Here is a 13611-nt window from a genome sequence, read left to right as displayed (position 1 = left end):
CGCCTCCTCCTCGAGGAGGAGGCGGGAATCCGCCCCCGGCAGGGCGTCCGCGGCGCAGGGCGACCTAGATTGAGATGGTGCGTGCCATGTCGGACGGCCGGCCGGGCCGGCTGTGGGACACCCCCGCGCTGTGGGACGCCGCCCTGGCGGCGGTGGTGGCGTTGCTGTCGATCGGCCTGGCGGTGGCCTTCGATCCCGCCGCCCTTCCCGAGGGGGACGGCGCGGTCCGCGCCGCGGCCGGGGACAGCCCGCTGAGCCTGACGCTGATCGCGCTCGCCTGCGCGCCGATCGCGCTGCGGCGGCACCGGCCGTACCCGATGCTCGTGCTGAGCCAGGTGCCGATCGTCGCGCTCGCCGCGATCGACGCGGACCCGGGGACGGCCGAGCTCGCCACGCTCATCCTGCTGCACGCGGTGGCCGCCCACCGGGGGCTCGCGCAGAGCCTGATCGCGCTCGCCACGGCCGGGCTCGGGTACGTGGTGGCCGCGGCGTTCGGCGAGATTCCGTGGACGATGCACCTGCTCGCCGGCGTGCTGCTGTTCGCGACGTGGATGGCGGGCCGCAGCAGCCGGCTGCGCCGGGCCTACCTCGCCGAGCTGGAGGACCGGGCCGAGCGGCTCGAGCGGGCGCGGGAGGCGGACCGGCGGGCGGCCCGGGCCGAGGAGCGGCAGCGCATCGCCCGCGAGCTGCACGACGTGGTCGCCCACCACGTCAGCGTGATGACGGTGCAGGCCGCGGCGGCGCGCAAGGTGCTCGCGTCCAACCCCGGCCTCGCCGCCGACGCGCTGTCGGCGATCGAGGAGATGGGGCGCACCGCGATGGCGGAGATGCGCAACATCGTCGGGGTGCTGCGCACCGACGGCGAGGACGGCGAGCGGGCCCCGCAGCCGGGCGTGGGCGATCTGCCCGCCCTGGTGGAGCAGATGCGGGAGGCGGGCCTGCGCACCCAGCTGTGGGTCGAGGGCGACGGGCCGAAGCTCCCCCCGGGCATGGATCTCGCGGTCTACCGGCTGGTGCAGGAGGCGCTCACCAACACCCTGCGGCACGCCGGGCCGTCGGCGCGGGCGTGGGTGACGCTGCGGTACGAGCCGGGCGCGCTCACCGTGCGGGTCGAGGACGACGGCCGGGGCCCGGATCCGGAGGAGGCGCCGCGGGAGCGGAACGGCCGGCCGCATCGGGCCGACGGCGCCCGGCACGCGGGCGGCGGGGACGGCGAGCGCACCGGCCACGGCCTGGTGGGCATCCGCGAGCGCGTCTCCCTCTATGGTGGGGAACTGCGGGTCGGCCCGCGTCGGGGCGGCGGGTTCGAGGTGTGTGCCCGCTTCCCCCTCACGACGGCCTCGCGGGGAGAGAGATGACGATCAGGGTGTTGCTCGTCGACGACCAGCCGCTGCTGCGCACCGGGTTCCGGCTCATCCTCGAGGCCGAGCCCGACGTGACCGTGGTGGGCGAGGCCGGGGACGGCACCGCCGCCGTCGAGCAGGCGCGGGCGCTGCTGCCCGACGTGGTGCTCATGGACATCCGCATGCCCGGGGTGGACGGCATCGAGGCGACCCGGCGCATCGTGCGCGACGCGGCCGGGGGCGCGCACACCCCGCGGGTGCTCGTGCTCACCACGTTCGACCTCGACGAGTACATCATCGAGGCGCTGCGCGCCGGGGCGAGCGGCTTCCTGCTCAAGGACGTGCCGCCGGACGACCTGGTGCAGGCGATCCGGGTGGTGGCGGCCGGGGACGCGATCGTGGCGCCGAGCGTGACCCGGCGGCTGCTCGACAGGTTCGCCTCCCGGCTGCCCGCGGCCGGGCCGCGGCCCACCCCGCCGCGCCTGGAGCGGCTCACCGAGCGCGAGCTGGAGGTGCTGCGCCTGATCGCCCGGGGCATGTCGAACGCGGAGATCGCCGCCGAGCTGGTGGTGAGCGAGACCACGGTGAAGACGCACGTCGGCAACGTGCTCACCAAGCTCGGCCTGCGCGACCGGGTGCAGGCCGTGGTGCTCGCGTACGAGACCGGGCTGGTCACCCCGGGCGCGCTGTCCTGACCGGCGTGCGTCCCGGCCCACGGAGGCGGTCGCGCGCCGGGACGCACGGCCCCCGCGTCCCCCTCACCGGGGCCGGGCGGCCGCGTCGCGGCGGGTCAGCCGGCGCCGACGGCCGTCTCGCTCTCCTTGGCGTCGTCCCGGTCGGTCTCGGCCTGCGCCTCCTTGGCCGCCGGGGCGTTCTCCGGGAAGTGGCAGGCGACCTGGTGGCCGGGCGCGAGCGTCTCCAGCGGCGGCTCGACGGTCCGGCAGATCTCCTGCGCCTTCCAGCAGCGGGTGTGGAAGCGGCAGGCCGGCGGCGGGTTGATCGGGCTCGGCACGTCGCCCTGCAGGCGGATGCGCTCGCGGTGCAGCCGCCGCTTGGGGTCGGGGATGGGCACCGCCGACAGCAGCGCCTTGGTGTACGGGTGCATCGGCGACTCGTAGAGCCCCTTGCGGTCGGCGAGCTCCACGATCTTGCCCAGGTACATGACCGCGACCCGGTCGCTGATGTGCCGCACCACCGACAGGTCGTGGGCGATCACCACGTAGGTGAGGCCGAGCTCCTGCTGCAGGTCCTCCAGCAGGTTGATCACCTGGGCCTGGATCGACACGTCGAGCGCGGAGACCGGCTCGTCGGCGATGATCAGCTTGGGCCGGAGGGCGAGCGTGCGGGCGATGCCGATGCGCTGGCGCTGGCCGCCGGAGAACTCGTGCGGGTAGCGGTTGTAGTGCTCGGGGTTGAGCCCGACCAGCTCGAGCAGCTCCTGGACCGCCTTCTTGACGCCCTGCTCGGTCTTGATGCCCTGGATGCGGAACGGCGCGCCGACGATCGTGCCCACGGTGTGCCGCGGGTTGAGCGACGAGTAGGGGTCCTGGAAGATCATCTGGATGTCGCGGCGCAGCGGGCGCATCTTCCCCTGCGACAGGTGGGTGATGTCCGTGCCGTCGAAGATGATCTTCCCGTCGCTCGGCTCGAGCAGCCGGGTGATGAGCCGGCCCGTGGTGGTCTTGCCGCAGCCCGACTCCCCCACCAGGCCGAGCGTCTCGCCCTTGCGCACCTCGAAGGTGACGCCGTCGACCGCCTTGACCGCCCCGACCTGCCGCTTGAGCAGGCCCTTGGTGATGGGGAAGTGCTTGCGCAGGCCCTGGACGGACAGCAGTGGCCGTTCTTCGGTCATGAGGTCTCCTTCATCCGCCGCGCGCCCGCGCCGCCGTACCGGCCGTCGTGCCGATCGCGCCCCCGTGGCGCTCGTCTCGCCTCGCCGCTCACGCCGACTCCAGGTTCGGACGGATCTCGTTCTCCCAGATGGCGCGCCGGTCCTGCGCGCTCATGTGGCACCGCACCAGGTGGCCGGGCGCGGTCTCGACGAGCTCGGGCACCTCGGTGTCGCACCTGCCCCCGGTGCGGCCGGTGAACCCGCACCGCGGGTGGAACGCGCAGCCGCGCGGCACGTTGATCAGCGAGGGCGGGGTTCCCTTGATCGGCATGAGCCGCTCGGTCGGCTCCCGGTCCAGGCGCGGCATCGAGCCGAGCAGGCCCCAGGTGTAGGGGTGTTCGGGGCGCTCGAAGATGTCCTCGGCCGGGCCGTACTCGACCGCCCTGCCGGCGTACATCACCAGGATGTCGTCGGCGAGCTCGGCGACGACGCCGAGGTCGTGGGTGATGATGATCAGCGCGGCGTTGAAGTCGCGCTGCAGGTCCCGCATGAGGTCGAGGATCTGGGCCTGCACGGTCACGTCGAGCGCGGTGGTGGGCTCGTCCGCGATGAGCAGCTCGGGGTCGCAGCACAGCGCCATGGCGATCATCGCCCGCTGGCGCATGCCGCCGGAAAACTCGTGCGGGTAGCTGTCCACGCGGCGGTCCGGCTGCGGGATGCCGACCCGGGCCAGCATCTCGATGGCGTGCTTGCGCGCGACCTGCTTGCTGACGTCGTTGTGCACCCGGTAGGCCTCGATGATCTGGTCGCCCACCGTGTAGTACGGGTGCATCGCCGACAGCGGGTCCTGGAAGATCATCGCCATCTTCTTGCCGCGCAGCCGCCGTACCTGCTCGGCGCTCGCGGACACCAGCTCCTCGCCGTCGAGCCAGATCTCGCCGGAGATCCGCGCGCGGCCGCCCTTGTGCAGGCCGAGGATGCCGAGGCTGGTGACGCTCTTGCCGGAACCGGACTCGCCGACGATGCCGAGGGTCCTGCCCCGCTCCAGCTTGAACGACAGCCCGTCGACCGACTTCACCAGGCCGTCGTCGGTCGGGAAGTGGATGCGCAGGTCCCGCACCTCGAGGAACGAGGTGGGCGGCCCGCCCTGGCCGCCGCCGGTGGGGGCGGCCTGACTGCTGGTCTTCTCGGTCACGAGAGCCTCACCCTCGGGTCGACCACCGCGTACAACAGGTCCACGATCAGGTTCGCGATCACCACGAAGAACGCCGTGAGCATGGTGACGCCCATGATCTGCGGCAGGTCGTTCTTCATGATGGCGCTCACCGCGTACTTGCCCACGCCGTTGAGCGAGAACGTGCTCTCGGTGAGCACGGCGCCGCCGAGCAGCAGGCCGAAGTCGAGGCCGAAGATGGTGACGATCGGGGTGAGCGCGCCCCGCAGGCCGTGCTTGACGATCACCTTCGACTCGGGCAGGCCCTTCGCCCGCGCGGTGCGGATGTAGTCCTCGCTCATCGTCTCCAGCATGCCCGCCCGGGTGAGCCGCGCGTACGACGCCGCGTAGAGGAAGGCGAGCGTCGTCCATGGGAGGATCATGTTGTAGGCCCACTCGACCGGGTTCTCCAGGAACGGCGTGTAGCTGCCGCCGGGCGCGGTGATGCCCAGGCCGTAGCTGAAGACCACGAGCGAGGCGATGCCGGTGAAGAAGATCGGCAGGGAGACGCCGGCGAGCGCCACGCCCATCGCGGCGCGGTCGAACAGGCTCCCCCGCTTCAGCGCGGACACCACGCCGGTGGCGATGCCGCCGATCAGCCACAGCACCGCGGCGCCGACCGCCAGCGAGACCGTGACCGGGAGCCGGTCCATCAGGTCCGGCCAGACCGGCTGCCGGGTGATGAACGAGTAGCCGAAGCAGGGGGCGGGGCACTGCTCCACGCCCGCGCCGGTGTCGTACTCGGTGCCGAAGAACACCCCGGCGATCCACCGCCCGTACTGCACGACCAGCGGGTCGTTGAATCCGAGCCGCTCCGCCTGGGCCGCGACGATCTCGCCGGTCGCCGCCCTGCCCACGTAGCGGTTGGCCATGTCCATCGGCGTCGCGCCGGCCAGCCGCGGCACCACGAAGAAGATCGAGAACGTGACCATGCTCACCACGATGAGCATGAACACCGCGCCGATCAGGCGCCGAATGATGTAAGTGCCCACACCTTCCCCCGGCTCCGGGGGGCCGGCCGCTCAGGCCGGCCCCCACGCGCCTCGGTTACCGAACCGACCGGGCGTCCGTCAGGCGACGCCCATGTTCAGGTAGTCGTACATGTCGAACGCGCCGGTGACGAACACGTTCGTCGCGCCGATCGGGCGCACCAGCACGCTCTTGGACCACACGATCGGGAGGACGAACGCCTCCTCCATGACCTTGTAGTCCACCTGGGCCCACAGCTCGTCGCGCTTGGCCTTGTCGGTCTCCTCGTTGGCCTGGTCGATCAGCTTGTCGATCTCGTCGCTCTTGATGCTGATGTTGTAGTTACCCGACTCGCGGATCGTCCGGCTGTCGGTGATCTGGGACATGAAGCCGAAGCCGTCGTTCCAGTCCGCGCCCCAGCCGTGGGTGCCCAGGCCGATGCCGTTCTCCTTCACGAAGGACGGCTTGCCGAAGTAGAGGGTGAAGTAGTCACTGGTCGGGTAGCCCTTGAGGTTGAGCTTGATGCCGACCCGGGCCAGCGACTGCTGCAGCGACTCGGCGGTCGCCTTCTCCTTCGGCCGGTCGGACCGGTAGGCCATGGTGGTCTCGAAGCCGTTCGGCTGGCCGCACTTGGCCAGGGCCTCCTTGGCCTTGTCCAGGTCGCCGGTGCCGGTCGGGTACAGGTCGATCTTCTTCCAGCCGTCGATGGACGGCGGCATGAGGCCGGTCGCGATCTCGCCGCCGGCGAACTCGCCGCCGTAGGCCTGCTGGAGGCTGACCCGGTCGGCCGCGTAGATGATGGCCTTGCGGCACTCGACGTTGTCGAGCGGCTTGACGTCCGGGACGATCGGGATGTACCAGGTCCGGGCGCCGGTCGGGTTGTCCACCCGCTCCTTCAGCTGCGGGTCGCTGAGCACGCGGCCGAGCGCGGCCGGCTGCACGCCGGTGCCGGCGAGGTCGACGTGGAGGTCACCGGAGATGACCCGGTTGTCCAGGTCGTCGGAGTTCACGCCGAGGTAGATCTCGTACCGGTCCGGCAGCGCCTTACGGATCGGGTCGGTCGCCGGGTCCCAGTTCGGGTTGCGCACCAGCGTGTACTGCTTGCCCGTCTGCACGGTCTCGAACATGTACGGACCGGACGCGATCGGGTGCTCGCGGTACTTGGTGCCGGTGTCCTTGTCCTTCGGCACCGGGATGGTGGCCGGCAGCGCGGCGAAGTTGTCGAAGCCACCGTAGGGCTTCTTCAGGTGGAAGACGATCGTCCGGTCGTCCGGGGTCTCGATCGCCTGGTCGGTGTTCACGTCCGGCGTCTTGTAGACGCTCTTGAACTCCTTGGGCAGGTCGAGCCAGTCGTTGAAGTACGTCGGGCCGTTCGGGAAGGTCTCCTTGTCGAGCGACCGCAGCACCGCGTACTTGACGTCCTTGGACGTGATCGGCGTGCCGTCCTCGAACTTGACGCCCTCGCGGAGCTTGTAGGTCCAGGTCTTGCCGCCGTCACTCGGGGTGCCGAGGCTCTCGGCGAGGTCCGGCACGAGCTCACGGCCCTTGGCGCCCGGCGCCGGGTTGTAGGTGACCAGCGGCCGGCCGTAGATCCGGATGAGGTTCCAGGACAGGGCGTAGTAGGTGTCGGCGGGGTCGATCGAGTCCCAGTCCTCGGAGATCGCCATCTTGAGCGTGCCGCCCTTCTTGTCGGAAGGGTTGAACACGTTCTCAAGAGCGGCGTTCATGGTGTGCTTGGCGGCTGCGGACTCGCCGCCCCCACCCGACGACTGTGCGCCGCCCCCGCCGCAGGCGGACAGGCCCAGGGCGAGGGCCGCCCCCACGGCGGTGAACGCCAGTGCGGACTTCTTCTTCATGCGTTGCACCCCTTGGTGGTCGGAAACGGGGATGGAAGATCGCTGGTCAGCGGGAGGACTTGGGGTCGAGCGCGTCGCGCAGGCCGTCACCGAACAGGTTGAAGGCGAGGACCGTGATGAAGATCGCCATGCCCGGGAAGAACATGAAGTGCGGCACGGTGTAGTACTTCACCGCCTCCGACAGCAGCCCGCCCCAGGTGGGCGTGGGCGCCTGGACGCCGACGCCGAGGAACGAGAGCGCGGCCTCGAACAGCACGTTCGAGGGGATGAGCAGCGTGGCGTAGATGAGGATCGGGGCGATCAGGTTCGGCAGGATCTCCCGGAACAGGATGTACGGCCCGCGCGCCCCAAGGCTCCGGGCGGCGTCGACGAACTCGCGCTCGCGCAGCGAGAGCGTCTGGCCGCGGATGATGCGGCCGATGTACGGCCAGTTGAAGAACCCGATCACGAAGATGAGCAGCGCGATGCGGAGGGAGTCCCCCTTGATCCCGAGCTGCTGCTCGAACTGCGCCAGCACGCCGACGAGGGCGAGGGCGAAGACGAGCAGGGGGAAGGCGAGGAAGACGTCCATCAGGCGGCTGATGATGTAGTCCACCCAGCCGCCGAAGTAGCCGGCCACGATGCCCATGATCGTGCCGATCAGCACCGAGAGCAGGGTGGCGCAGAACGCGATCAGCAGCGAGATGCGCGAGCCGTACACCACGCGGCTGAACAGGTCGCGGCCGGTCTGCGGCTCGACGCCGAACAGGAACTCGCTGCTGATGCCCGACCCGCCCTTGGGGATCTGGGTGACCGGGTCGATCATCTCCTGGTGGAACTCGAGGGGCGGATGCCCGAACAGCCGCACCACGACCGGGGCGAAGATCGCGACCAGGATCAGGAAGATCACGACGAACGCACCGGACATCGCGACCTTGTCGCGCTTGAGGCGATTCCAGGCGATCTGGCCGAGTGATCGGCCCTGGATCGCCTTTCCGCTCGCACCCTCGAGTACGGCCTCGGGCTGCGCCTCGGCGGTACTGCCCGGCACGTCGAGCGGCGCGCTCATACTGTCGGCCCCCTGGATCACAGACGACAAAACCAACGCGCCGACTGTCGGTCGACAGCGCGGCTAGGACGACCACCCTAACCGTCGTCCCAGGAGGCAGAATCTATGCCCTGAGCTGCGCTGACCAGTACGTGAACGAACGATGTGGCTCAACTGTGATTCAGGCGAAACTCATCTGTGTTGATCTTCGGAGGTATGTCCTGGAGGTGTCATGGTTATGTCTCAAAACCGTGACATACCAAGATAAAACAGGGACATTTTTTTACCCGCAATCGGGCTCGAAAAACCCGCCGGGACGATTCCGTTAAGCAATCCCGCGCCGTTTGAGAATCTCCTCGATCTCGGAGAAATCGTCGTCCGCGGGCGCCTGCCGGCCCGGACGCGGCAGCGGCCGGGTGGGCTCGCTCCCCGTCACGTCCCGGCGCCGCGCGCCGCCGCCCGGCGCCGCCGTGCCCGCCGCGTCGCCGCCGGCCGCCCGCTCGGCCTGGCGCCGGCCACCGCCGCCGCGCCTGCGCAGGATGCCGGAGACGAGGAACAGCAGCACCGACAGGCCGGTGAGGATCACCCCGGCCCACACCATCGGCGAGAGCACCAGCCCGGTGACGAACCGCACCGCCGCCGTGCCGATCTGCCACAGCGTCTGCAGCGCGCCGGTCAGGTAGGCGGCCATCGGCAGCAGCGCCCAGGCGGTCACCCGCAGCCCCGAGGCGGCCCCGCGCCGCCGGAACGCCAGGAAGGCGAGCACCAGGCCGGCCGCGGTGAGCCCGGCGCACAGCGGCAACCACGCGATCTGATCAAAGGACATATCCGCCTCACCCCGTCGACATCGCCTGCCCCTCCATCCTGACACGCGACGCGACCGGGCGGGCTCCTCCGCAAGGAGGGTCCCTCCCCTAGGGGGACGCGACAGGGGTGATCAGGGTTCGGGGAACAGGCCGCGCAGCCGGTACACGGAGAGCTCCTTGAGGGAGCCGACGACGAGGCGGCCCGGCGCCTCCTCGACCGGCAGCACGCTCGGCACGGCCACCACGCGGCAGCCCGCGGCGGTCGCCGCGGCGACCCCGTTCGGCGAGTCCTCCAGCGCCACGCAGCGCCCGGGCGGCAGGCCCAGCAGCCGCGCCGCCCGCAGGTACGGCTCGGGGTCGGGCTTGTGCCGGGTGACGTCGTCCCCGGTGACCACCACGTCGAACCGGTCGGCGCCCACCACGCCGAGCACCGCGTCGGCGAGCACCCGGCCGGAGGAGGTGACCAGCCCGGTGCGCAGGCCCGCCGCACGCACCTCGGTGAGCAGCTCGTCGGCGCCGGGCATGAGCTCGATCCCCTCGGCGAGCCGGGACCGCATGCCCTCGAGCATCCAGCCCGCGACCACCTCGGGGGCGACGTCCGCCCCGGTCACCTCGAGGATGTAGCTCACCGTGGAGCGCATCGAGCCGCCCACGAGCCGCTTCTGGTGCGCCCTCCCCCAGGTGCCGCCGAGCCGCTCTGCGACCTCGGTCTCCACCTCGTACCAGAGCTGCTCGGAATCGATGAGCAGGCCGTCCATGTCGAACAGGACCGCCTCCACCCCACCACCCCCGTACAGGTTCGCTCTCGTGCGGGCGCACCCGCGACGGCGCCCCCCGTGATTCTGCCATGCCGCCTTCGTCCGGGCTTGGCGGCCTTGTCCGGTCCGGGTGGCCCGGGCACGCCGGCGGCCGGGCGACCGGAGCCGCCCGGCCGTGCCGTACGCCGGTCAGACCTTGAAGTACTTCGCCTCGGGGTGGTGGGCGATCAGCGCCGAGGTGGACTGCTCGGGGTGGAGCTGGAACTCCTCCGACAGGGTCACGCCGATCCGGGACGGGTCGAGCAGCTCGAACAGCTGCCGCTGGTCCTCCAGGTTCGGGCAGGCCGGGTAGCCGAACGAGTAGCGGCAGCCGCGGTACCTCACGTCAAGGATGCCCTCGATGTCGTCGGGGTCCTCGCCGGCGAGGCCGAGCTCCTCGCGGACCCGGGCGTGCCAGAACTCCGCCAGCGCCTCGGTGAGCTGCACCGACAGGCCGTGCAGCTCCAGGTACTCGCGGTAGGCGTCCTTGGCGAACAGCTCCTGGGCGGCCTGGCCGATCCGGGCGCCCATCGTCACCACCTGGAAGGCGACGACGTCGACCTCGCCGGACTCGCGCGGGCGGAAGAAGTCGGACAGGCACAGGTGCCGGTCGCGGCGCTGCCGGGGGAAGGTGAACCGGGTGCGCTCGTTCCCGGCCTCGTCGAGGATGACCAGGTCGTCGCCCTCGCTGACGCACGGGAAGTAGCCGTAGACCACGGCGGCCTGCAGCAGGTTCTCGGTCTGCAGCCGCTCCAGCCACATGCGCAGCCGCGGCCGCCCCTCGGTCTCCACGAGCTCCTCGTACGACGGGCCGGAGCGGCCGCCGCGGGTCGGCTTGAGGCCCCACTGGCCCATGAACGTGGCCCGCTCGTCGAGGTACGCGGCGTAGTCGGCGAGCGGCACGCCCTTGACCACGCGGGCGCCGTAGAACGGCGGCGCCGGCACCGGGTTGTCCACGGCGACGTCGGAGCGCTTCGGCATCTCCGCCTCGGGGGTGCGGATGAGCCGGGCGCCCGACTTGACCTTGCGGGTGCGCAGCGGGGGCAGCTCGGCGCCCTCCTCGCCGCGCTTGACCGCCATGAACGCGTCCATCAGGCGCAGGCCCTCGAAGGCGTCCCGGGCGTACCGCACCTCGCCCTCGTAGATGTCGGCGAGGTCCTGCTCGACGTAGGCGCGGGTGAGCGCGGCGCCGCCGAGCAGCACCGGGTAGCGCCGGGCGAGACCCCGGGCGTTGATCTCCTCGAGGTTCTCCTTCATCACCACCGTGGACTTCACCAGCAGGCCGGACATGCCGATCACGTCGGCCCGGTGGCGCTCGGCGGCCTCGAGGATCGCGGACACCGGCTGCTTGATGCCGAGGTTGATCACCTCGTAGCCGTTGTTCGACAGGATGATGTCGACCAGGTTCTTGCCGATGTCGTGCACGTCGCCCTTGACCGTGGCGAGCACGATCCGCCCCTTGCCGCCGGTCTCCACCTTCTCCATGTGCGGCTCGAGGTAGGCGACCGCGGCCTTCATCACCTCGGCGGACTGGAGCACGAACGGCAGCTGCATCTCGCCCCGGCCGAACAGGTCGCCGACGACCTTCATGCCGTCGAGCAGCACGTCGTTGATGATCTCCAGGGCGGGGCGGGTCCGCAGCGCGAGGTCGAGGTCCTCCTCCAGGCCCTTGCGCTCGCCGTCGATGATGCGCCGCTTGAGCCGCTCCCACAGCGGCAGCGCGGCGAGCTCGGCGGCCCGGTCCTGGCGCAGCGAGGCGGCGTCCACGCCCTCGAACAGCTCCATGAACCGCTGCAGCGGGTCGTAGCCCTCGCGCCGCCGGTCGTAGACGAGGTCGAGGGCGACCTCGCGCTGCTCGGCCGGGATGCGCGCCATCGGCAGGATCTTGGAGGCGTGCACGATCGCCGAGTCGAGCCCGGCGTTGACGCACTCGTTGAGGAACACCGAGTTGAGCACCACGCGCGCGGCCGGGCTGAGGCCGAACGAGACGTTCGACACGCCGAGCGTGGTCTGCACCTTCGGGTAGCGCCGCTTGAGCTCGCGGATCGCCTCGATGGTCTCCAGGGCGTCGCGGCGGGTCTCCTCCTGGCCGGTGGCGATCGGGAAGGTGAGGCAGTCGATGATGATGTCCTCGATCCGCATGCCCCACGTGCCGGTGAGGTCCTCGATCAGCCGGGTGGCGACGCGGAGCTTGTGCTCGGCGGTGCGGGCCTGGCCCTCCTCGTCGATGGTGAGCCCGACCACGGCCGCGCCGTGCTCCTTCACCAGCGGCATGATCCGGGCGAACCGGGAGTTCGGGCCGTCGCCGTCCTCGTAGTTCACCGAGTTGATCACCGAGCGGCCGCCGAGCATCTCCAGCGCGGCCTGGATCACCGCGGGCTCGGTGGAGTCGATCATGATGGGGAGCGTGGACGCGGTGGCGAACCGGAACGCCAGCTCCTTCATGTCGGCCACGCCGTCCCGGCCGACGTAGTCGACGCACAGGTCGAGCATGTGCGCGCCGTCGCGGGCCTGGGCGCGGGCGATCTCCACGCACTCGTCCCACTTTCCGGCGAGCATCGCCTCGCGGAACGCCTTGGAGCCGTTGGCGTTGGTGCGCTCGCCGATGGCGAGGAACGAGGTGTCCTGGCGGAACGGCACGTGCTGGTAGAGCGAGGACGCGCCGGGCTCGGGGCGCGGGCGCCGCGGGGCGCGCTCGCGGCCGCGCAGCCGCTCGACCACCAGGCGCATGTGCTCGGGCGTGGTGCCGCAGCAGCCGCCGACGAGGGCGAGGCCGTACTCGCGGGTGAACACGTCGTGGGCGTCGGCGAGCTCGGCCGGGGTGAGCGGGTAGTGGGCGCCGTCGGCGGTGAGCTCGGGCAGGCCGGCGTTCGGCATGCAGGACAGCGGCAGCCGGCAGTGCTTGGCGAGGTACCGCAGGTGCTCGCTCATCTCGGCGGGGCCGGTGGCGCAGTTGAGGCCGATCACGTCCACGCCGAGCGGCTCGACCGCGGTGAGCGCCGCGCCGATCTCGGTGCCGAGCAGCATGGCGCCGTTGGTCTCCACGGTCACCTGGGCGATGATCGGCACGTCCCGGCCGGACTCGGCGATCGCCCGCCTCGCCCCGATCACCGCGGCCTTGAGCTGGAGCAGGTCCTGGCAGGTCTCGATGATGAGCGCGTCGGCCCCGCCGGCCACCAGGCCGGCCGCGTTCTGCCGGTACGCCTCGCGCAGCTCGGCGAACGTGACGTGGCCGAGGGTGGGCAGCTTGGTGCCCGGGCCGATGGAGCCGAGCACGAACCGCGGGTGGTCCGGGGTGGACCAGTGGTCGGCGGCCTCCCTGGCCAGCCGCGCCCCGGCCGCGGAGAGCTCGTAGATCCGGTGGGCGATGTCGTACTCGCCGAGGTTGCCGAGGTTCGCGCCGAAGGTGTTGGTCTCGATGCAGTCGACCCCCGCCTCGAGATAGGCGTCGTGCACCGCCCGGACCACGTCGGGCCGGGTCACGTTGAGCACCTCGTTGCAGCCCTCGTGACCCTCGAAGTCGTCGAGCGTGATCTGGTGGCGCTGCAGCATCGTCCCCATCGCCCCGTCCGCGATGAGGATGCGCTGGGACAGGGCGTCACGGAAGGTCGATCTGCTCATGCGGTAAGTCTAGCGGTGCCCGTGATGCCGGGTCCGGGCCATCGCGGAGGCCGTCCGAACCGTCGTTCCGCACGTGGTTCGCGCCTCGATCGACCGCGACGAGGTGGTTTCACCCGATACGGGAGGGGGTTGCCGTCGCTTTTCCGGG

At 71.1% G+C, this 13611-nt stretch carries 10 protein-coding genes; 2 read left to right on the top strand and 8 right to left on the bottom strand.

Features of this window, described 5'->3' with window-relative positions:
- Nucleotides 1-86: 86 nt before the first annotated feature.
- Together FHX40_RS10455 and FHX40_RS10450 are read left to right on the top strand one after the other, a co-directional pair.
- A complete protein-coding gene (locus FHX40_RS10455; protein WP_142259426.1) occupies nucleotides 87-1358 on the top strand; it encodes a sensor histidine kinase in 1272 nt (423 codons plus the stop codon).
- Nucleotides 1355-2038: a response regulator gene (locus FHX40_RS10450; RefSeq protein WP_142259425.1), complete on the top strand. Its 684-nt coding sequence runs from the start codon at nucleotides 1355-1357 to the stop codon at nucleotides 2036-2038. Before FHX40_RS10455 ends, FHX40_RS10450 begins: the two co-directional genes overlap by 4 nt.
- Before the next feature lie 95 nt (nucleotides 2039-2133).
- Here FHX40_RS10450 and FHX40_RS10445 read toward each other — a convergent pair whose 3' ends face one another.
- The 8 genes from FHX40_RS10445 to metH form a co-directional block, all read right to left on the bottom strand.
- The gene (locus FHX40_RS10445) at nucleotides 2134-3195 is read right to left on the bottom strand and encodes an ABC transporter ATP-binding protein (RefSeq protein ID WP_142259424.1); all 1062 of its coding nucleotides are present in this window, start codon (nucleotides 3193-3195) and stop codon (nucleotides 2134-2136) included.
- An 88-nt stretch (nucleotides 3196-3283) separates the two neighbouring features.
- Nucleotides 3284-4369: an ABC transporter ATP-binding protein gene (locus FHX40_RS10440; RefSeq protein WP_142259423.1), complete on the bottom strand. Its 1086-nt coding sequence runs from the start codon at nucleotides 4367-4369 to the stop codon at nucleotides 3284-3286.
- On the bottom strand, nucleotides 4366-5379 hold the full coding sequence (locus FHX40_RS10435; RefSeq protein WP_142259422.1) for an ABC transporter permease: 1014 nt from the start codon (nucleotides 5377-5379) through the stop codon (nucleotides 4366-4368). Before FHX40_RS10435 ends, FHX40_RS10440 begins: the two co-directional genes overlap by 4 nt.
- A 78-nt stretch (nucleotides 5380-5457) precedes the next feature.
- On the bottom strand, nucleotides 5458-7212 hold the full coding sequence (locus tag FHX40_RS10430; RefSeq protein WP_142259421.1) for an ABC transporter substrate-binding protein: 1755 nt from the start codon (nucleotides 7210-7212) through the stop codon (nucleotides 5458-5460).
- A gap of 46 nt (nucleotides 7213-7258) precedes the next feature.
- Nucleotides 7259-8260 (bottom strand): ABC transporter permease, encoded by a 1002-nt coding sequence (locus FHX40_RS10425; protein ID WP_142259420.1) that lies wholly within the window; start codon nucleotides 8258-8260, stop codon nucleotides 7259-7261.
- 304 nt (nucleotides 8261-8564) lie between these two features.
- On the bottom strand, nucleotides 8565-9065 hold the full coding sequence (locus FHX40_RS10420) for a cellulose synthase (protein ID WP_142259419.1): 501 nt from the start codon (nucleotides 9063-9065) through the stop codon (nucleotides 8565-8567).
- Between the two features lie 111 nt (nucleotides 9066-9176).
- Nucleotides 9177-9824, bottom strand: coding sequence for an HAD family hydrolase (locus FHX40_RS10415; protein WP_189136114.1), 648 nt, complete (start codon nucleotides 9822-9824; stop codon nucleotides 9177-9179).
- 168 nt (nucleotides 9825-9992) lie between these two features.
- The gene (gene metH, locus FHX40_RS10410; protein ID WP_142259418.1) at nucleotides 9993-13463 is read right to left on the bottom strand and encodes a methionine synthase; all 3471 of its coding nucleotides are present in this window, start codon (nucleotides 13461-13463) and stop codon (nucleotides 9993-9995) included.
- Between the last annotated feature and the right edge of the window lie 148 nt (nucleotides 13464-13611).

Origin of the sequence: Thermopolyspora flexuosa, from assembly GCF_006716785.1 — a bacterium.
Classification (GTDB): Bacteria; Actinomycetota; Actinomycetes; order Streptosporangiales; family Streptosporangiaceae; genus Thermopolyspora; species Thermopolyspora flexuosa.
The sequence above is the reverse complement of the archived record's forward strand: the minus strand, read 5'-3'. Positions and strand labels throughout refer to the sequence as shown.